At 44.4% G+C, this 19,760-nt stretch carries 18 protein-coding genes and 1 riboswitch; of the genes, 11 read left to right on the top strand and 7 right to left on the bottom strand.

The window, feature by feature from the left end; translation table 11 throughout:
- Window positions 1-327: 327 nt before the first annotated feature.
- Genes ON01_RS17440 through ON01_RS17450 form a run of 3 tightly spaced genes read right to left on the bottom strand, consistent with a single transcriptional unit; the run spans window position 328 to window position 2,018 of the window.
- On the bottom strand, window positions 328-672 hold the full coding sequence (locus ON01_RS17440; protein ID WP_010532307.1) for a TraR/DksA C4-type zinc finger protein: 345 nt from the start codon (window positions 670-672) through the stop codon (window positions 328-330).
- A 4-nt stretch (window positions 673-676) separates the two neighbouring features.
- Entirely contained in the window at window positions 677-1,048 is a 372-nt protein-coding gene (locus ON01_RS17445) for a hotdog fold thioesterase (RefSeq protein WP_040912602.1), read from the bottom strand.
- Window positions 1,049-1,088: 40 nt separating this feature from the next.
- The gene (locus ON01_RS17450; RefSeq protein ID WP_010532309.1) at window positions 1,089-2,018 is read right to left on the bottom strand and encodes a 1,4-dihydroxy-2-naphthoate polyprenyltransferase; all 930 of its coding nucleotides are present in this window, start codon (window positions 2,016-2,018) and stop codon (window positions 1,089-1,091) included.
- A gap of 174 nt (window positions 2,019-2,192) precedes the next feature.
- Here ON01_RS17450 and ON01_RS17455 point away from each other — a divergent pair, with 174 nt between their 5' ends.
- From ON01_RS17455 to ytkD, 9 genes are all read left to right on the top strand, one after another.
- The gene (locus ON01_RS17455; protein ID WP_010532310.1) at window positions 2,193-3,578 is read left to right on the top strand and encodes an isochorismate synthase; all 1,386 of its coding nucleotides are present in this window, start codon (window positions 2,193-2,195) and stop codon (window positions 3,576-3,578) included.
- Between the two features lie 4 nt (window positions 3,579-3,582).
- Window positions 3,583-5,322 carry a 2-succinyl-5-enolpyruvyl-6-hydroxy-3-cyclohexene-1-carboxylic-acid synthase gene (gene menD / locus ON01_RS17460; RefSeq protein ID WP_010532311.1) on the top strand — a complete coding sequence of 580 codons (1,740 nt, stop codon included), beginning with the start codon at window positions 3,583-3,585 and terminating at the stop codon, window positions 5,320-5,322.
- A gap of 48 nt (window positions 5,323-5,370) precedes the next feature.
- The gene (gene menH / locus ON01_RS17465; RefSeq protein ID WP_010532312.1) at window positions 5,371-6,171 is read left to right on the top strand and encodes a 2-succinyl-6-hydroxy-2,4-cyclohexadiene-1-carboxylate synthase; all 801 of its coding nucleotides are present in this window, start codon (window positions 5,371-5,373) and stop codon (window positions 6,169-6,171) included.
- A 29-nt stretch (window positions 6,172-6,200) separates the two neighbouring features.
- The gene (gene menB, locus ON01_RS17470) at window positions 6,201-7,019 is read left to right on the top strand and encodes a 1,4-dihydroxy-2-naphthoyl-CoA synthase (protein ID WP_010532313.1); all 819 of its coding nucleotides are present in this window, start codon (window positions 6,201-6,203) and stop codon (window positions 7,017-7,019) included.
- Between the two features lie 204 nt (window positions 7,020-7,223).
- Entirely contained in the window at window positions 7,224-8,678 is a 1,455-nt protein-coding gene (locus ON01_RS17475) for an o-succinylbenzoate--CoA ligase (protein WP_010532314.1), read from the top strand.
- A 116-nt stretch (window positions 8,679-8,794) separates the two neighbouring features.
- A complete protein-coding gene (locus ON01_RS17480; RefSeq protein WP_010532315.1) occupies window positions 8,795-9,625 on the top strand; it encodes an ABC transporter ATP-binding protein in 831 nt (276 codons plus the stop codon).
- 88 nt (window positions 9,626-9,713) lie between these two features.
- Window positions 9,714-10,031 (top strand): hypothetical protein, encoded by a 318-nt coding sequence (locus ON01_RS17485; RefSeq protein ID WP_010532316.1) that lies wholly within the window; start codon window positions 9,714-9,716, stop codon window positions 10,029-10,031.
- Window positions 10,032-10,148: 117 nt separating this feature from the next.
- Entirely contained in the window at window positions 10,149-10,718 is a 570-nt protein-coding gene (locus ON01_RS18640) for a hypothetical protein (protein WP_010532317.1), read from the top strand.
- A 31-nt stretch (window positions 10,719-10,749) separates the two neighbouring features.
- A complete protein-coding gene (ytkD, locus tag ON01_RS17495) occupies window positions 10,750-11,214 on the top strand; it encodes an RNA deprotection pyrophosphohydrolase (RefSeq protein WP_029329186.1) in 465 nt (154 codons plus the stop codon).
- Window positions 11,215-11,460: 246 nt separating this feature from the next.
- On the opposite strand, the gene ON01_RS17500 is transcribed toward ytkD, so the two are convergent.
- The 4 genes from ON01_RS17500 to pckA all read right to left on the bottom strand — a co-directional run bounded on the left by ON01_RS17500 (window position 11,461) and on the right by pckA (window position 15,890).
- Window positions 11,461-12,267 carry an ABC transporter permease gene (locus ON01_RS17500; protein ID WP_010532319.1) on the bottom strand — a complete coding sequence of 269 codons (807 nt, stop codon included), beginning with the start codon at window positions 12,265-12,267 and terminating at the stop codon, window positions 11,461-11,463.
- A complete protein-coding gene (locus ON01_RS17505; RefSeq protein WP_010532320.1) occupies window positions 12,257-13,066 on the bottom strand; it encodes an ABC transporter ATP-binding protein in 810 nt (269 codons plus the stop codon). The genes ON01_RS17500 and ON01_RS17505 overlap by 11 nt, the downstream gene beginning before the upstream one ends.
- Window positions 13,067-13,079: 13 nt before the next feature.
- The gene (locus ON01_RS17510) at window positions 13,080-14,072 is read right to left on the bottom strand and encodes an ABC transporter substrate-binding protein (protein ID WP_010532321.1); all 993 of its coding nucleotides are present in this window, start codon (window positions 14,070-14,072) and stop codon (window positions 13,080-13,082) included.
- 228 nt (window positions 14,073-14,300) lie between these two features.
- A complete protein-coding gene (gene pckA, locus ON01_RS17515) occupies window positions 14,301-15,890 on the bottom strand; it encodes a phosphoenolpyruvate carboxykinase (ATP) (RefSeq protein ID WP_010532322.1) in 1,590 nt (529 codons plus the stop codon).
- A gap of 199 nt (window positions 15,891-16,089) precedes the next feature.
- Window positions 16,090-16,197: riboswitch (SAM riboswitch) on the top strand.
- A gap of 127 nt (window positions 16,198-16,324) precedes the next feature.
- Between pckA and metK the strand changes: the two genes are divergently transcribed.
- Together metK and asnB are read left to right on the top strand one after the other, a co-directional pair.
- Entirely contained in the window at window positions 16,325-17,527 is a 1,203-nt protein-coding gene (gene metK, locus ON01_RS17520) for a methionine adenosyltransferase (RefSeq protein ID WP_010532323.1), read from the top strand.
- Window positions 17,528-17,782: 255 nt separating this feature from the next.
- The gene (gene asnB, locus ON01_RS17525) at window positions 17,783-19,684 is read left to right on the top strand and encodes an asparagine synthase (glutamine-hydrolyzing) (RefSeq protein ID WP_010532324.1); all 1,902 of its coding nucleotides are present in this window, start codon (window positions 17,783-17,785) and stop codon (window positions 19,682-19,684) included.
- The last annotated feature ends 76 nt before the right edge of the window (window positions 19,685-19,760 follow it).

The raw sequence follows: 19,760 nt of genomic DNA on the forward strand, positions 1-19,760 counted from the left end.
GGAATATGCGAGACTCCTGTGGGATAGCGAGCCTAAGAGACCCCACAGCGAGCGTTCTATGCGAGCGAGGAGGCTTGTGGTGAGCCCGCGGAAAGCGAGTATATTCCAGCTGCGTCGTTAGAGATTCTCGCTAACTTCTGGTTTGTGTCGCAATTTATATCAACTGCACTGATTTAAGAACACAAGATGCACTGAAGGAGATTAATATTAGAAAAATTGGCTATTGCGAAGCATTATGGCGAAAGACTTAGATGCATTTATTCAGTAAGAAAGTATTTATACTTTCTTAACTGCCAAAAAAAGAATACCTATACGACAGTCACTTCGTTATTGTTCGTCGACGCGGTACTTTGCTGTTGGTTCTGCTTCAAGTCGCTCTTCAGGTATTGGTTTCCCGGATTTTTCGCTTATTCCAAATGTGCCATTCTTAATGCGTTCAAGTGCGGCATTAATTTCTTCAAGCTGGTCGGTTCTAACTCTGTTCAGCCCGGCTTCTTTCTCTTGTTCGAATTGCTCAGTCCCCATATCGCCTGGGTGGTTATCATAATCGGCCAGATCGCCGGTCGCATCATTTGGGCTCGATTCTGCTTCTGTCGCTATTTTCGATTCCAGATCTTTTTTCATTTTCAGCAGCAGGTCTTTAAAATGTTCTTGTTTTTCCGCATTTATCATTATATTACTCCTTTCTATCCTTAGGAACAATGCCAATTGTACAGCGAGAGGTGCATAACAGATTATTCTGTTCATCAGTTATACTGATATTCCATACCATGGTCGTACTGCCTTTGTGGACAGGCTTTGCAGTTGCTGTCACGGAGCCGTCGCGCTTGCTTTTGATGTGATTGGCGTTAATTTCCATGCCAAATACAATGAATTTTTCCTGATCAACATTTAAAAATGCGCCAATACTGGCAGCTGTTTCTGCCAAAGCGACGTTTGCGCCGCCGTGCAAAAAGCCAACCAGCTGATGTGTGCGTTTATCAACCGGCATGGTCATGACAACCTGATCTTCTTCAAGTGATACGGTTTCAATTCCAAGTGTTTCCATTAACGTGTTTTCAAAGTCCAAACATTGTCATCTCCTTCAATCAGAAAAAGTTGCTGACCAAAAGTGAAACGCCAAGCAGTAATCCATATAATGTGTTGGTTTTGCCTGTTGCAGCCATGGCGGGCATCATTTCCAAAGGTTTTGTTTTTCCCCGGAATTTTCTAATGACATCAGCGGCTTTTTTGATGCTCAAAAATACCAGTACGGACCATATAGGTAAAACGCCTGTAAAAATGTATGTTGCAGTTAATAAATAGGCAATGATAAACATTGATGCCAGGAATCGTACAGCATTTTTTCTGCCGAGGAGGATGGCAACTGTTTTTCGTCCGTTTTCTTTATCGCCATCCAGATCACGGATATTATTGGACAGCATGATGGCGCCAATAAAAATAGAAACCGGGATGGACATCCAAATGACAGGTGCTGTCAGTGCTTCTGTTTGAATATAGTAACTGATGCCGATAATGACCGTTCCCATAAAGAAACCGGAAAATAGTTCTCCGAATGGTGTATAGGCTATCGGAAAAGGCCCTCCAGTATACAAATAACCAAAAAGCATGCAGATTAAACCAATCACAGCAATCCACCAGCTTGATTCCATGCAGATGTACACACCAAGCAGAATGGCAATCCCGAAGAATGAGAGTGCCAGTCCCAAAACTTTTTTGGGTGAAATGCCATCACGGACAATTGTTCCGCCAATACCGACGGACTGCTCATTGTCCAGTCCGCGGACAAAATCATAGTATTCATTGAACATGTTTGTCGCTGATTGGATCAGAATAGAAGCCAGCAGCATAGCTAAAAACAATAATAGATTTATGTTATGACTGGTGAGCGCGAACATTGTTCCTACAAATACCGGAATGAAGGAAGCAGTCAGCGTGTGCGGCCGCAAAAGCCGCCACCAGATCTGGAAACCGCTTTTTTCATTGAGTTCTTCTTTTATGGATGTTGTGGTACTCAAAGTTTCCCTCTCCTTTATAAGTGTCACTATAAGTTTAGGCAATTCCATAGGGGGTGTCAATCGGGAAAATCTTCAACAGAGACGTTTGAATGGATTTTCTTGAGGAACGTGTTAAAAAAGAATAAAATAGATGTGACACTTTGTAAGGGAAGAATGGTACGGAGGTTAATATAGATGATAGAGGTAAAAGAAACATCCCTTAAATCAATGCTTGACAGAGCTATAAATGAAGCAAAAAACAATCAGTCATCACCTTTGCTGAGTATGACAAAAAAGATAAATGATATTGATCCGCTCCGTTTCTTTGAAGCGGCTGGACAGCTTTCGATGAACCGCACGTTTTGGTCAACGACAGCTGAAGCATTTTACATTGTTGGTGCCGGCAATTCATATGATTTGGCAGCCAAAGCCAATACGATTGAACAAATGGAACAAAATTGGCAGGAATTGCTTGCTGCATCAATCATTCATAATCCATATGAGACACCTGGCACAGGACTGCTTACGCTTGGCGGCATGTCATTTGACCCGGCAGCACACAAAACCGATCAATGGAAAAATTTCAGCCATCTGTCATTTATTATCCCGGAATTTATATTAACGAAGGACGAAGACAGTTGTTATTTAACTATAAATACCCGCGTAAGAGAAAATGATCATTCGGGTCAATTGGCCAGTCGGATAAAACGGATGGAAAACACACTATGTGACGATTCAGTATACATCCCCGGAGGAACCGGTGTTGAATCAACAGAGGACATTGCCCCTGAAGAGTGGAAACAAACCGTTAAATTTGCTACTGACTATATAAAGCAAAGTGACGTAGATAAAATTGTGTTGGCGCGGGAACTCCTTGTGAAACTGTCAGACAACGCGCAAATAACCCCCGTGCTGGGCAATTTGATCGAAACCCAGACAAATAGTTATGTGTTTGCGTTCGAACGTGACGGGGACTGCTTTGTTGGATCGTCCCCTGAACGGCTGGTCAGACAGGATAAGAATGAGGTTTTGTCCACTTGTCTTGCCGGTACCGCTCCACGCGGGAAGACACAAAAAGAAGATGCCAAAATCGGCAATTCTTTGCTGCATGATGAGAAAAACCGAAGTGAACATGATTTTGTTGTTAAAATGATCAGACAGTCAATGGAACGTTATTGCCGCGCTGTAGACGTTCCGGATAAGCCGGTTATCTATCCTTTGAAAAACCTCCAGCATTTGTATACACCTGTTAAAGCAACGCTGAAGGAAGGGTACAGTATTTTTGATATAATTGGTAAGTTGCATCCGACGCCTGCACTTGGTGGTGTTCCACGGGAAAAATCACTCGAATTTATCCGCAATCAGGAACGTTTAGATCGCGGCTGGTATGGTGCGCCAGTCGGCTGGCTTGACAGTAATGCCAGCGGCGAATTCGCGGTGGCTATCCGATCAGGTCTGATTCAGGGTGATCAGGCATCATTATTTGCCGGTTGCGGCATCGTAAGGGACTCAGATCCGGAAGCAGAATACGAAGAAACTAACATTAAATTCACACCGATGCTGTCTGTGTTGGGAGGATGAAACAATGAATCATACAGAGGAACTGACACGCTATACGGCAAATTTTGTTGACGGGCTTGTCCAAAGCGGGCTAAGTGATGTCGTGATTTCGCCTGGGTCCCGTTCTACCCCGCTGGCGATGACAATAGCTGAACACCCCGGCTTAAAACAGTGGGTTGTCATTGACGAGCGCTCGGCGGCTTTTTTTGCGTTGGGCATGGCGAAAAAGCGACATCATGCTGTTGCCATTGTATGTTCATCAGGAACTGCAGCTGCCAATTATTTCCCGGCGATTATTGAAGCATATTATAGCCGGGTTCCACTGGTTGTGCTGACGGCTGACCGGCCTCACGAGCTGCGGGATACAGGAGCACCGCAGGCAATCGATCAAGTTAAAATGTATGGTGATTATGCCAAATGGTTTCACGAAATGGCACTGCCGGAAGCTGACGAAAAGATGCTCGCTTACGCCCGGGGAAAAGCCTCAAGAGCGGTTAATACCGCTAATGAAGGCAATCCGGGACCGGTCCACTTGAATTTTCCTTTCCGCGAACCGCTTATCCCTGATTTATCCTTGGAGAATCTATGGGGAGAACGAAGCCCTGAACCGTTTTATACTAAAACTGAAGGGAAACGAAAACTCGACCGGGATCAGCTTGAGAACCTCCGCAGCAAACTGCAATCATTTCATAAAGGACTGATTGTCTGCGGGCCGCAAACCGACCAGGCATTACCCGCGGCGGTGAGCGAACTTGCGGCGGCATGGCAGATACCGATTCTCGCAGATCCGCTATCACAGGTAAGAGCTGGGGAGCATCATAAGGATGTCGTCATCGAAGGCTACGATGCCATTTTACGAAGTGAGTCCATCAGGGAAAAGCTGAAGCCTGATTTTATCATTCGATTTGGAGCGATGCCGGTTTCCAAGCCGTATCTTTTTTATGTCAAAGAACATAACAGCATTCCACAGTTCGTGGTTGAAAATACGGCTGGATACCGCGAGCCTGCTGGTAATAAAACAGAAATGATCTATGCGGATGCGGCGTTACTCTGTAAAGATTTGATGAATCTGGCTGACCGAGATTCATCTGATGCGAAGTGGCTGCAAACATGGCAGAACATGAATCAGACCGCAAAGGATTTCTTGCTGGAATCTGATGATGAAAATGGCGTCACGGAAGGTGAGGCTGTTCGCTCGCTAATGGAGGTTATTCCTGACAATAGCGGTATCTATGTCGGCAACAGTATGGCTGTCAGAGATTTGGATACATTTTTTATGACCACTCCAAAGTCAATTGAAGTGCTGTCAAACCGGGGCGCCAACGGTATTGATGGTATGATTTCCAGCGGAATGGGAGCGGCATCTATTGGTGCTCCGGTTACACTATTGCTCGGTGATTTGTCCTTTTTTCATGACATGAATGGACTCTTGGCTGCCAAACACTACGGATTAAATATTACGATTTTGGTCGTGAACAATAATGGCGGGGGTATCTTTTCGTTCCTGCCGCAAGTCAAGCATGAGGCACATTTTGAAGCGTTATTCGGAACACCGCTTGACATAGAATTTGAACAGGCTGTCAATATGTACGGCGGAACCTATCAGCAGCCGGCAAATGAAGCTGAGCTAAAACAGGCGCTGGAAAGCAGTTATGAATATGACGGCTTATCAGTTGTTGAGGTTAAAACAGACCGGGCAGCAAATTTGAATTGGCATCGTGCTAAATGGCGGCAAATCGAGGGATCAATGCGAGCCCGCATCTAACGTGAGACGTCACTTAAGCAAGTAAGAAATGCTCAAAGGGATGACCATATGTATTTGACAGTAAATGACACGAAGTACTGGTATGAACTGAATGGCCAAGGGAATCCGGTTGTGCTCTTGCATGGCTTCACCGGTACGAATGAAACATGGAAGGAAATTACCTCTAGGTGGATGCCTGATTATCAGACGCTCACAATTGATTTGCCCGGTCACGGCAGAACAAAGATGGGCCCTGCTAAGAACATGGAAGGCTTTTGCCGGGATTTAACCGTATTGCTGGATGATTTGCATCTGGAGAAAGTGCACCTTATCGGCTATTCCCTGGGAGGGCGCACTGCACTTTCATTTGTGATGCTTTACCCCGAACGCGTAAAGTCGCTGACATTGGAAAGCGCCTCGCCGGGTCTAAATGATGAACATGAACGTGAAAACCGTCGTCAGCGGGATGAGAAATTGGCTCAGTCAATTAAATCCGGCAGCATTAAAGCGTTTGTTGATTATTGGGACGATCTTCCGCTATTTGAGTCGCAAAAACAATTGCCCGATGCCGTTCGTGAAAGAATTCGTTGTGAGCGCCTGTCACAATCACCGGAAGGGCTTGCCCAGTCGCTTCGCTTTATGGGGACGGGATCACAGCCTTCATGGAAGGGGAGACTTCCAAATCTTTACGTTCCAGTTTTGCTCTTGACCGGAGAGTACGACAAAAAATTTATTGATATCAATCAAACAATGGCGAAACTTATACCATCAGCCCAACACAAAACCGTTAAAAATGCGGGACATGCAATTCACGTGGAACAGCCGTCGATTTTTGGTAAAATAGTAATTGGATTTTTAAAATCTCTCTAAAAAGATCATTAATTAAAGGAGGAAAAAGTATGACTGTACAATGGGAAGAAGCGAAAAAGTACGAAGAAATAATTTATGAGAAATCCAATGGTATTGCAAAGGTGACGATGAATCGTCCGGAAAAGCGCAATGCATTCACCCCGCTTACCGTCAATGAAATGATTGATGCATTCGCGGATGCACGTGACGATTCCTCAATTGGTGTCATTATTCTGGCTGGTGCAGGGGACAAAGCGTTTTGTTCAGGCGGAGACCAATCTGTCAGAGGACATGGCGGGTACGTTGGCGACGATCAAGTGCCACGCTTAAATGTTCTTGATCTGCAGCGTCTGATGCGCACAATTCCGAAGCCTGTTGTAGCAATGGTTTCCGGCTATGCAATCGGCGGAGGGCATGTACTGCATGTCGTTTGCGACCTGACGATTGCTGCTGATAACGCCATCTTCGGTCAGACCGGTCCGAAAGTGGGAAGTTTTGATGCAGGATACGGCGCTGGCATGTTGGCACGCATGGTCGGCCATAAACGTGCCCGGGAAATCTGGTATCTCTGCCGCCAATACAGCGCCCAAGAAGCATATGAAATGGGGCTGGTCAATACGGTTGTACCGCTTGAAAAACTGGAAGAAGAAACATTGCAGTGGTGTGAAGAAATGCTGGAAAAATCACCAACTGCTCTCCGTTTCCTGAAAGCATCGTTCAACGCGGACACAGATGGGCTTGCCGGACTGCAGCAAATGGGCGGCGACGCAACACTGCTTTACTATACAACCGATGAAGCAAAAGAAGGCCGCGACGCATTTAAAGAAAAACGGAAACCGGACTTCAAACAGTTCCCGCGCTTTCCGTAATACATCATTTGAAAAAACCTTTGCTGCAAACAGGCAAAGGTTTTTCGTATGCGAATCGCAGTCAGAGGGCATTGAAATGTAGATCAAAAAGGATAGTAGTAATCCAAAATGCCCGATACTGTTTAACTAACAATAAGTGGGGAAAAATGTCCCACTGATTGAAGTTTCACTTAAACATTTTAATCACGAAAGCAGGTAGTAGTTATGGCCGAAATCATTCCACACTGGCTGACAAAGCAGGCTGATCTTGCACCAGAACAAACAGCTGTCGAACTGACGGATGGAACAAAATATACATTTCGGGAACTGAAAGAAAAAAGCCAGTCATTCGCCCGAAAGTTACGAAGACTGGAGGTCCGGAAAGGTTCAAAGGTTGGGATTCTATCAGCGAATCACATCGATATGGTAATTGCCATACATGCGTTAACCTATCTTGAAGCTGTGGCGGTTATGCTTAACATCCGCCTGACGAAACAGGAATTGAATTATCAGCTTAACGATGCCGGGGTTGGACTCGTGCTGGCACAGAATGACGACAGGAAGCTTGATTCAAACACAGTGTTCTTTTCTGACGTCAGGGAACTACAGGAACAAGAGGGTGAGCTATGCTCGGAGATAAATCTCGACGCGATGTTCACGATTATTTACACATCAGGTACAACCGGTTTTCCAAAAGGTGTTGTCCATACATACGGCAACCACTGGTGGAGTGCTACAGGCTCAGTGCTGAACCTTGGTCTCAGCAAGCAGGATAAATGGCTTGCTGCAGTCCCGATGTTCCATGTCAGTGGCTTATCGATTTTGCTGCGGAGTGTCATTTACGGAATCCCGGTTTACATGCTGGAAAAGTACGATAAACAACAATTCCATGAGGCACTTATGAAAAAAGGTGTCACCATCGCTTCTGTTGTCACGATGATGGTCAGAGATCTTATCAATCAGCTGGGAGATAACCGTTATCCTGATACTCTTAGATGTCTGCTTCTGGGCGGCGGACCTGCACCGGAATCTTTGCTCGAGAAAGCAAAAGCCCGTCAAGTGCCCGTTTTCCAGTCATATGGCATGACGGAAACATCGTCACAAATTGTAACACTTAGCCCTGGGAAAGCACTGGAAAAAATCGGCTCATCAGGGAAACCGCTATTTCCTGCTCAACTAAAAATAAATGCTCCGGACGGCCAAGTAGGCGAAATTTATGTTAAAGGGCCCATGGTCACTAAAGGATACTTCAATAATGAGCAGGCCACCAAAAAATCAATTGAAGACGGATGGCTAGCCACTGGAGATCTCGGCTATACCGACTGGGAAGGTTTCCTGTATGTCGTGGACCGGCGCAAGGATTTGATTATTTCCGGTGGTGAGAATATTTACCCAACGGAAATTGAAAAGACGTTATCAGCGATGGAAGGCATTCGTGAAGTCGGTGTTATTGGGAGGTCGGATGAGAAATGGGGGCAAATCCCGGTAGCTTTCATTGCAGCAGAGGATCCGGCTGTTCCCCCGGATGAGATCTTGGCCTTCGCCGAAAGATATCTTGCTGGCTATAAAGTGCCAAAGGAAATTTATTTTTTGGATTGTTTGCCGCGGAACGCCTCAAATAAGTTAGTACGACACAAATTACAGAGTTATCTTACTGATAATGATTTTCAAAGTCATTGACTTACAGACTAAAACCAAATAAACTGTAATTAGAACATATAAATTTAGCATATGCGTTTATAACCTGCATGTGATATATTAAGGTAAGATTATGTACGACATAGGGAGAGGTTCCGATGCAGACGTTATCAGCGAAGGACTTGACACTCGGATATGGTGACGACATAATAATCGATGATTTAAATATTACTATTCCCAAAGGTGAAATCACCGTTTTAATCGGCAGTAATGGTTGTGGAAAATCCACGTTGCTTCGTTCATTGGCTCGCTTGCTGAAGCCAAAAGGCGGAGGTGTTGTGCTTGACGGGGAAAATATTGCTAAAATGGGCACAAAAGATGTGGCAAAAGAGCTTTCCATTTTACCGCAAGGTCCGGCAACACCTGATGGCCTGAGTGTTATGGAACTGGTTAAGCAGGGAAGACACCCCTATCGCGGCTTTTTGAAGCAATGGTCAAAAGAAGATGAAAACGCTGTTCACAATGCGCTCGATGCCACGAATATGCTGGAATATAAGGATCGCCCGGTTGATTCGTTATCAGGAGGGCAGCGCCAGCGTGCATGGATTGCTATGACGCTTGCCCAGGAAACGGACACTATCTTGCTAGATGAACCGACGACTTATCTGGATATGACACACCAGATTGATGTCCTTGACCTGTTATTTGATTTGAATGAAAAAGACGGACGTACGGTTGTCATGGTATTGCATGATTTAAATCTGGCCTGCCGGTATGCACATCACATTGTTGCAATCAAGGATAAAGATATCTTTGCCCAGGGACGGCCGGAGGAAATTGTAACGTGCAAGCTGGTACATGAAGTATTTCAAATGAAGTGTGATGTAACATTTGATCCCATGTTCGGAACACCTATGTGTATCCCGCATGGAAGGGGACGCTGCATATTTGCGGATAAGGCCGGTCTTCAGCAGACTGCTGCCAATTGAATGATTCCCGCTGGTCTGAGCTGATCGGCGGGATTAACTTATATTATCCCCCCGTTTGAGGCAAATTAAAAGCGGGAGGTGCTTGATATTGAAAAATAAATATTATGTCAATATAGGAAGTCAAGAAATTTCACAGACTAAGTTTGACAATAATGATGAATTTATTATTTATGCGAATGACGACGAGATTCGGACACTGAGGGGCAAACTGGATGGAATGCATGACTCGGATATGCGTGCTTTTTTCCGTGCTCATGTACCAATCATGCCATATCATAATGATAGGGCAAATGATGATTATGATGCCGGTGTAACAGAAGCTTTTCAATTGATTTATGATCTCGGAGACGACGAAACCAAACAGCATATTGAGGACATAGGGATATTAACGGATGATCGTCTATGAATTAAAACAGGGATAAGAAACTAATCTTATTCCTGTTTTTTTAAGTTTAGCCGGGGGAGCAAGAGAGGAATAATATACCATAACCGTTTATCGATTAAATTGAGAGGAGTTAAACATATGTTAAACAATAACGGCATCAGGTGTATAAGCTTAGTTACCGGGATTGCCATGATTCTTACCCTGGCCGTTGTCATGTCCCCAACAACACAGCAGACCGTGTCAGCCAATAAGTCATCTCAAAGTCATGAACTGTCGAAAGCATCACAATCAAAAGGAGGATCTGACAAGGCAGTTGTTAAACAGGAACTATCCCACGATCAAATTATTAGTCTGACAGGTGCGTTTATGGAGAAACTGTCACAGGAGACAAATAATAACAATAAAGTGATTCATTATAATACAAAAAATGCACTATTGAATGAATTTGAAGAAATTACATCAAGAGAAGTGGCTTCAGAGTATGTCAATTATTATTTTATAGAACACTCAGATGGCTTATATATTAAACCGACTGAGACACCTCCATGGTTTCAAGAAAATAATGCTTATGATATGATTAGACAGGATAACAATACGGCAGTTGTTACCCAGGAGAATAAGTCAGACTTGTATGGAATCTACACAGTAAACATTGAATTCACATGGAAAAATAATCAATGGAGAATATCAGATATCAATCATAAATAAAGCGACCGAAAATATGAAAGCAGTTGAAAATATGTATCGATTTACAGATTTTTATCACAATGAAGTAACACTATCATTTGACGATCATCCATTTTCCCGGGACCCGAAACATGTATGGGTCATATGCCGCTATCAAAATAAGTGGCTGTTGACGAAGCATAAGGAACGCGGACTCGAGTTCCCAGGTGGCAAGGTAGAAAGAAATGAAACCGCAAAAGAGGCGGGGGTTCGGGAAGTGATGGAAGAAACCGGGGGAACAGTTGAATCCATTCGGTATGTCGCGCAATATAGTGTCGCCGGTAAAGGCGGTACAATTATAAAAAATGTGTACTTTGCGGAGATAGACAAACTGACTGCACAGGAAACATATTATGAAACTGAAGGGCCGATTCAGCTCGCGCGCCTTCCTGTCAACGTTAAGCGGAATATGAAATATAGTTTCATTATGAAGGATGATGTGCTGGAGCATTGTATGAAATTTATAGGAAAGGAATGAGGGTGGGACAAAGGTATTTAAGACGAAGAAAAATGGGTTTTGGCATAAACCAGCGAAGGAAAAATGCGGAGACTCCTGGGGAGCAGAGGCCTAGATGAGACCCCGCAGTGCGAAGGCACGAGGAGGCTCATCAGCCGCCCCCGGAAAGCGGAGTATTTTTCCGGAGCGATCGTTAAACGATACACCAACATTGTTCACAGCGTTATATTGTGAAGGCTGTAGCCATATGGCCTTATATGCTTAAGATTACCTGCTGTGTTTAATCAGGAATGTTTCAATCCGCTCGACGATTTTGTACATCACTGCTGCAAAAATGGCGATGAGAATTAAACTGGACATAACAAGTGAGAAGTCAAACACCTGGAAGCCATAAACGATTAAATAGCCAAGCCCTTCTTTGGACACGAGAAATTCCCCAACGACGACGCCTACCCAGGACAGCCCCACGTTGACTTTTAGCGTTGAAATCATAGCTGGAATGGTAGCAGGGAAGACAGCTTCCTTAAAAATCTGACCGCGCGTTGCTTTGAAGCTTTTCAATACCTTCACATAGTTTGGGTCGACCTCCCTGAATGCGGAATAGACCACAAGTGTCGTAATAACGACAGAAATGATTGCACCCATTGTAATAATCGCTAAATAACCTGGTCCCATGGCAACAATGATAATCGGTCCCAATGCAACTTTAGGCATGGCGTTCATGACGACCAGATAAGGGTCCATAATGTTAGAGAACCGCTCTGACGACCATAAGACAGTTGCCATGACAATCCCCAGAATAGTACCGATCAGAAATCCTAAGACCGTTTCTAGCAGTGTCACCTGGAGATGGGTAAACATTGATCCATCTGAAAATTTTTCTAACAGCACATAGACGATTTCAGAAGGCGAGCTGAATATTAAAGGATCGATCCAATACATGCTGCTGGCCAATTCCCAGAAACCGAAAAACGCAACTAAAATAACAATCTGCCAGCTTAGAACAAACTTTTTCTCGCGTTTTAAATTGTACTGATAGTTTTCAAACAGCTGCTGATCTGATTCATGTTCCATTTGGCGATTCCACCACCTTGGATTGCGCCGCGTTCGGTTCATTTTTGTTTAATTCTTCCCAGACTCTATCGAATAAAATTTGGTATTTTGGGTGCCGGCGCACTAAAAAGGGTTTCTCATGACGCAGTTCTACGGGTACTTCAAATGTTTTAGCAATTGAGCCCGGGTTTGCGTCCATCAACAGAATACGGTCACTCATCGCGATCGCTTCACCGATATCGTGTGTCACAAGAATCGATGTTTTACTGTATAAACGGAGCAGATCCCAGACGAGATCTTCCAGCTTTAGTTTGGTTTGATAGTCCAAAGCTGAGAAAGGTTCATCCAGAAGTAATATTTTGGGATTAGTGATTAAGGTCCGCACAAGTGCAACTCGCTGACGCATCCCGCCGGAAAGTGAATCCGGATAGTCTTCGCTGATACCGGACAATCCCACTTGAGTCAGCAAATCCGCTGCATTTTCCTTTGTTTCTTTGCTCTGATCATGACTGATTTTGGGTCCGATCAGGACATTATCGATAATCGATTTCCACGGGAATAGGTAATCTTGCTGCAACATATACCCGATATCCAGTTCAGCTTCATGTAATGGCTGTTTATTGACATAAATGTTGCCTGCGGTATGATTCACAATGCCTGCGATGATGGAAAGTATCGTCGATTTGCCGCACCCGCTCGGACCCAGGAGCGCAACGAACTCACCTTCTTTTATTGAGAAGGAAATGTTGTCGAGTGCCTTTGTATAATTCTTTTTGGAGAAATAATGGTGTGATACATGCTCCAAGGTAAGAAATGACATACGTGACGCCTCCTTAGTTGCCAATGACTTCCTCAGCAATTTTAGTGTTGACAAGATCGTCATATGGAACATCCGCCGGTAATTCGCCGGCTTCATCCATAATGTTTCTCAGGTTATTCCATTCCTCCTTGTCGAGTATTGGATCTGTTGCGAATGATCCCTGGTTTTTATAGCGCTCAATGGAGGTTGCGAGCATATCCAGTTCCGTGTCTTTGAAATAAGGCTGTATTACCTCAGCAATGTCTTTTGCACTGTTTTCCTGAACCCATTTTTGTGCTTTATGAACCGCTTTTGTAAAACGTTTTGCTGTTTCAGGATTATCGTTCATAAAGCTTTCTTTGGTCATAAATGTTGTATATGGAACGTGGCCCGATTCCTTACCGAACGAGGCAATTATATGGCCTTTTCCTTCTTTTTCGAATGTACTTGCCGTTGGTTCAAACAGCTGAACATATTCGGCGTCGCCTGAAGCAAAGGCACCTGGTATATTGGCGTAATCAACATTTTGAATCAAATTTAAATCGGCATGTGGGTCAATGCCATGCTGTTTCAGAACATATTCCCCAACCATCTGTGGCATGCCACCGACACGCTGTCCGAGAAATGTACTGTTTTTAAGATCTTCCCATTCAAAATCGGGCTTCGGTTCCTTGGCGACAAGAAAAGTTCCGTCTGTCTGGGTTAACTGGGCAAAGTTAATAATTTTGTCTTTTGATCCCTGTGCATGAACATAAATGGATGTTTCTGACCCTACAAGTGCAACATCAGCCCCATCCGACAGCAGTGCCGTCATGGTTTTGTCGCCGCCCCATGTTGTCTGGAGTTCAATGTTGATTCCTTCTTCTTCAAAAAAACCTTTTTCTATAGCAACGTACTGCGGCGCATAAAAGATTGAACGTGTCACCTCAGCTATTTTTATGTTCGATGCCTCGCCGCCAGAGCCGCAAGCTGATGCAACGATAAGCAACAGACAAGAAAATAACGCAATCATTGAACGCTTTTTCATCGATATTCGTCCCTTTCACATAATAATGGTGTTATGTCATCATAGTTTATGCGTCTAGGTAAAATGTGTGAATGCCTACAATTAAGCAGGTGAGAAGGGAAGCCGGTGAAATAAAACGGGAACGACATAAAAAATCCGGCCTCACATAATGAGACCGGCTGCCAGCAAGAAACTGCCTATATTTCCTTCATATGTTAAATCCTTTTGGGATGAGGAAACTGTTTTTCTTCAGCCCTTATAAACCGGGCCTGCATTGCGGATTTCTTCAGTTACCTTAGTGAATTTACTGAAGTTGTCATGGAATTTCATCGCCAAACCCTTTGCTTCAGCATCATACGCGTTTTTATCAGCCCAAGTATTCCTCGGTACTAGCACGTCATCCGGCACTCCCGGAACATGCATTGGTGCTTCAAGTCCAAAAATATCATCCGTAACGGTTTCGATGTTATTCAGCTCACCTTCCAGTGCAGCATGGACCATGGCACGGGTATAAGAAAGCTTAATGCGCTCTCCGGCACCATACGAACCACCGGTCCATCCGGTATTCACCAGGAACACGCTGGAATTGTACTGGTCGATTTTATCACCGAGCATTTCAGCGTATTTTGCCGGTGCCAGCGGCAGAAATGGCGAGCCGAAACAGGCTGAAAAAGTTGCTTGCGGCTGTGTAACGCCGCGTTCCGTACCAGCAAGTTTGCTCGTATAGCCGCTCAGGAAGTGATACATTGCCTGCTCTTTGGTCAGTCTGCTGATTGGCGGCAGTGTACCGGATGCATCAGCTGTCAGGAAAATAATCGTATTCGGATGGCCTGCGATACTTGGCGACACGATATTATCGATATTTTCGAGCGGATAAGCTGCACGCGTGTTTTCTGTCAATGACGTGTCATCATAGTCCGGTTCACGGGATGATTCATCAAGGATGACGTTTTCCAGTACAGAGCCGAAACGGATTGCATTGTAAATCTGCGGTTCTTTTTTCTGTGACAGATTGATACATTTGGCATAGCATCCGCCCTCAATATTGAAGATCCCGTTTGAACTCCATCCATGCTCATCGTCCCCTATCAGACGCCGGTAAGGATCAGCGGAAAGGGTTGTTTTGCCTGTGCCGGAAAGCCCGAAGAATAACGCAACATCACCTTCCGGACCGACATTTGCCGAGCAGTGCATTGACAAAATATCGTTTTGCGGCAAAATATAGTTCATGACGGAAAAAATCGATTTTTTGATTTCACCGGCATATTCGGTTCCGCCGATCAGGACGATCCGTTTCTTAAACGAAATAAGGATAAATGTTTCGGAATTTGTACCATCCACTGCCGGATTCGCTTTGTATGTTGGAGCAGATATAACGGTAAACTCGGATTGATGGGCATTCAGCTCTTCATCTGTCGGTGTGACAAACAGCTGACGCGCAAATAAATTGTGCCATGCATATTCATTGATCACTTCAATCGGCAGGCGATGTTTCGGATCAGCACCGGCAAATCCTCTAAAATGAAACAGCTCTTGCTTGTTGTGTATATAAGCGGTAACCTTTTTCAAAAGATTATCAAATGATTCTTCATCGATAGGGCGGTTGACGTCGCCCCAGTCAATAAAGTCTTCAGAAACATCGTCCCGTACAATGAATTTGTCCTTTGGAGAACGGCCGGTATACATACCTGTTGAGGCGCAGACTGCACCCGTTGCACTTAAGATCGCTTCGTCCCGTTCAAGGATTTTCTCGACCAATTGCGGGACTGCAAGGTTCGTCTGTATATTAGAATGAGTCAGCAATTCTTTCGTTACAAGTGCATCTTCTTCTGTTTTCATTTTTGATACCTGCCTTTTAGTAAATTCAATCAAAACTCGACTTGATGACTTAATTTGATATTAGTGTAACACATTTCGCAAATTAGTCCATACTATTTTTGTAATTAATTATATGAAAGTTCCGTGTGAATGTTGTACGCCGTCGCAAAAAGTTGACATCGCATATGCTTTTCGATACCATTATGTGCGAGCGGATATTCTCTTATTCAGAGTTGGTGGAGGGACAGACCCGTTGAAGCCCGGCAACCATCACGCAATGTGACAAGGTGCTAATCTGGTGCAAGGATCAATCCTTGAACAATAAGAGCGAAAGGCCTCAAGTTCCTTTCCTCATGATGCAGGGAAGGTTTTTTTTGTTTTTAGGATTCAAATGATATTGTAATAATACACTGAAAAGAGTTCCGTACCAAAGACTTAAGGGAGGATATGGCCACATGGCTGTAAACAATCGTTTGTTCACATCTGAATCGGTGACGGAAGGTCATCCTGATAAAATTTGTGATCAGATTTCAGATGCGATACTGGACGAAATATTAGCAAAAGATCCAAACGCAAGGGTGGCGTGCGAAACAACCGTGACAACAGGGATGGTACTTGTATCAGGGGAAATCACAACAACGACATATGTGGATATTCCAGCGATTGTCAGACAGACCATTAAAGACATCGGTTATACCCGGGCAAAGTACGGGTTTGACGCTGAAACATGTGCCGTGCTTACGGCAATTGATGAACAGTCACCTGACATTGCTGGCGGAGTTGATAACGCACTGGAAGCACGTCAAGGAAAAATGAGCGACGAAGAAATTGCTTCAATTGGTGCAGGCGACCAGGGGTTGATGTTCGGTTTTGCCTGCAACGAAACAGAGGAACTGATGCCACTGCCGATTTCATTGGCACATAAATTGGCGAGGCAGCTTACACATATACGGAAAGAGGATGTCCTGGATTACTTGCGTCCTGATGGAAAAACACAAGTCACCGTTGAATATGATGAACATGATATCCCGGTACGGGTTGATACGATCGTTATCTCATCCCAGCATCACCAGGATATATCGGCAGAACAGATTGAGAAAGATTTGATTGAGCATGTTATCCGCCCGATTGTTCCATCGAAGCTCCTGGATGAAACCACGAAATACATCATTAATCCGACAGGCAGATTTGTCATTGGCGGTCCACAGGGAGATGCCGGCTTGACCGGGAGAAAGATTATTGTTGACACATATGGAGGTTATGCCCGGCACGGCGGCGGTGCGTTCAGTGGTAAGGATTATACAAAAGTCGATCGCTCGGCTGCCTATGCGGCACGCTATGTTGCCAAAAATATTGTGGCTGCTGAACTTGCCAAAACGTGTGAAGTCCAGCTTGCCTACGCAATTGGTGTTGCAGAACCGGTATCGATTTCCGTTGATACATTCGGTACAGGTGCGGTCGGTGAGGAAGAACTTGTGCAGGCGATCCGTAAAGTGTTTGATCTTCGGCCGGCCGGTATTATCCGGATGCTTGATCTGAAAAAGCCAATTTATAAGAACACCGCTGCATACGGTCATTTTGGCAGAACGGACACGCTGTTCCCGTGGGAAAAGACAGATAAGCTGGAAGAACTGCAGGCACTGGCAAAGAATAAATGATATGTAATCGGGGGAAAAGGTGCGGATAAAACCGCGCCTTTTTTGGCGGTTAAGAAAGTATGCATTCTTTCTTACTGCATAAGTGCAACTAAGGCTTTCGCCATTAATGCTTGGCGATAAGCCGATCTCTGATAACAGACCTAGAAGTGATAAATTATTAAAAAAACAGTTCAAACGATCTATTTCCTACTTTAATTATGGTATAATTTTTTAGTCGTTCCAAATAGGTACGAAAGAGAAAGAGGGGGAAGAATTATGTGTGGTTTTATCGGTATGCTGCGGAATAATCCCGTGGCACCAAATAATCAGCAGCAAACCAATTTCAAAAAGCAAAACAATGAGATGTTTCATAGAGGGCCTGATGATGAAGGGTATTACCATGACAATTATATTTCGTTCGGATTCAGACGGCTAAGTATCATTGATATTACCAGCGGTTCACAGCCGTTAAGTTATAATGATGATAAGATTTGGCTTATCTTTAATGGCGAAATCTATAATTATATTGAGCTGCGAAACGATCTAATAGAGCAGGGCTTCAGTTTTACCACAGAATCGGATACGGAAGTGATTGCTGCATTATTCGCAAAACATAAAGAAGAAGCATTTCAATATTTGCGCGGCATGTTCTCTATCCTAGTGTGGGACAAACAAGCGGAAACATTGTATGGTGCCCGTGATCCGTTTGGCATTAAGCCATTATTTTACCGGGAAACAGAAGACGGAACAATGTTTGCGTCAGAGAAAAAGAGTATGACATTAATGGATGAGAATGAAGTAGTTGACCTGGAGGCGCTGCAGCATTACTTGAGTTTTCAATATGTTCCGGAGCCATTGACGATGACAAAAGGGATCAAAAAAGTGGAAGCCGGTCATTATTTTGTACAAAAACCTGATCAGCCCATCTCCTTTCATCGTTATTGGCATGCGACGTTCACTCCGGTACTGATGGAAAAACAAAATTGGATCAATCGCATTCAGGATGCCATGTATGATTCAGTTAAAGTACACATGCGCAGTGATGTACCGGTCGGTTCATTTTTATCCGGAGGTATTGATTCGACGCTTATCGTCGCAATGGCTAAAGAGTTCAATCCAAATATCAAGACATTTTCGGTCGGGTTTGAACGCGAGGGCTATTCGGAAGTCGATGTTGCCAAAGAATCTGCTGCTAGACTGGGGGTCGAGAATATATCATATGTTATTTCGCCTCAGGAATTCGTAGAGAAGCTGCCGAAAATCATGTGGCATTTGGACGACCCTCTGGCAGATCCAGCGTGCATTCCATTGTATTTCGTATCCCGTGAGGCGCGCAAACATGTAACCGTCACACTTTCCGGCGAAGGTTCGGACGAGCTGTTCGGGGGGTACAACATCTATCGTGAACCAGAGTCACTAAGAATGTTTCAGTCGATTCCGGAGCCGGCGAAAGATCTTTTGGCAAGGGTAGCCGAGGTCATCCCTGAAGGTGTTCGCGGGAAAAGCTTTCTTGAACGGGGTACAACCCCATTGCGTGAACGTTATATCGGGAATGCCAAAATATTTGAAGACTCGGAAAAAGAAGGACTGCTGAAAGATTGGAGACAGGAGTTGCGGTACCAGCAAATAACGCAGGGGCTGTTCGATTATGTCGGCGATTATCCGCTTGTCAGCCAGATGCAGTATGTTGATATTCACACATGGCTGCGCGGCGATATTTTGTTAAAAGCGGATAGAATGACGATGGCTAACTCGCTTGAACTGCGTGTGCCGTTTCTGGACAAGGAAGTGTTCCGGGTGGCTAGCGGCATACCGGTTGATATGACAATTGCCAATGGCACAACGAAAAGTATTTTACGTGAAGCTTCTCGCGGGATAATCCCTGACCATGTTTTGGATCGAAAAAAACTCGGATTCCCTGTACCGATTCGTCATTGGCTGAAGAACGAACTGAACGACTGGGCAAAACAGCTGATACATGAAAGTGAAACTGATCATCTGCTGTATAAGTCGTATGTACTCGACTTACTGGAAGCTCACTGTCAGGATAAAGGGGACTACAGCCGTAAAATATGGACGATTCTAATGTTTATGCTGTGGCACCAGATATTTGTGGAGAAGAAATTTGATATGAACGAATTGAGCGAGCCTGATTTGGCGGTTGAGCCAGTTATATAGAAGTAAAGCAGGCGATATTGGCCCGTGCCTTTATCGCCTGTTTTTTGTACTAAAGGCTATCATTGAACAACTGGAT

Origin of the sequence: Lentibacillus jeotgali (assembly GCF_000224785.1) — a bacterium.
Taxonomy (GTDB): domain Bacteria; phylum Bacillota; class Bacilli; order Bacillales; family Amphibacillaceae; genus Lentibacillus; species Lentibacillus jeotgali.

Coding starts and splice junctions, on each gene's coding strand:
- metK (WP_010532323.1), top strand. CDS start 16,325: ATGGCTGTAAACAATCGTTTGTTCACATCTGAATCGGTGACGGAAGGT.
- ON01_RS17510 (WP_010532321.1), bottom strand. CDS start 14,072: ATGAAAAAGCGTTCAATGATTGCGTTATTTTCTTGTCTGTTGCTTATC.
- pckA (WP_010532322.1), bottom strand. CDS start 15,890: ATGAAAACAGAAGAAGATGCACTTGTAACGAAAGAATTGCTGACTCAT.
- ON01_RS17445 (WP_040912602.1), bottom strand. CDS start 1,048: ATGGAAACACTTGGAATTGAAACCGTATCACTTGAAGAAGATCAGGTT.
- ON01_RS18640 (WP_010532317.1), top strand. CDS start 10,149: ATGTTAAACAATAACGGCATCAGGTGTATAAGCTTAGTTACCGGGATT.
- asnB (WP_010532324.1), top strand. CDS start 17,783: ATGTGTGGTTTTATCGGTATGCTGCGGAATAATCCCGTGGCACCAAAT.
- ON01_RS17475 (WP_010532314.1), top strand. CDS start 7,224: ATGGCCGAAATCATTCCACACTGGCTGACAAAGCAGGCTGATCTTGCA.
- ON01_RS17505 (WP_010532320.1), bottom strand. CDS start 13,066: ATGTCATTTCTTACCTTGGAGCATGTATCACACCATTATTTCTCCAAA.
- ON01_RS17480 (WP_010532315.1), top strand. CDS start 8,795: ATGCAGACGTTATCAGCGAAGGACTTGACACTCGGATATGGTGACGAC.
- ON01_RS17500 (WP_010532319.1), bottom strand. CDS start 12,267: ATGGAACATGAATCAGATCAGCAGCTGTTTGAAAACTATCAGTACAAT.
- ytkD (WP_029329186.1), top strand. CDS start 10,750: ATGTATCGATTTACAGATTTTTATCACAATGAAGTAACACTATCATTT.
- menB (WP_010532313.1), top strand. CDS start 6,201: ATGACTGTACAATGGGAAGAAGCGAAAAAGTACGAAGAAATAATTTAT.
- menH (WP_010532312.1), top strand. CDS start 5,371: ATGTATTTGACAGTAAATGACACGAAGTACTGGTATGAACTGAATGGC.
- ON01_RS17440 (WP_010532307.1), bottom strand. CDS start 672: ATGATAAATGCGGAAAAACAAGAACATTTTAAAGACCTGCTGCTGAAA.
- ON01_RS17455 (WP_010532310.1), top strand. CDS start 2,193: ATGATAGAGGTAAAAGAAACATCCCTTAAATCAATGCTTGACAGAGCT.
- menD (WP_010532311.1), top strand. CDS start 3,583: ATGAATCATACAGAGGAACTGACACGCTATACGGCAAATTTTGTTGAC.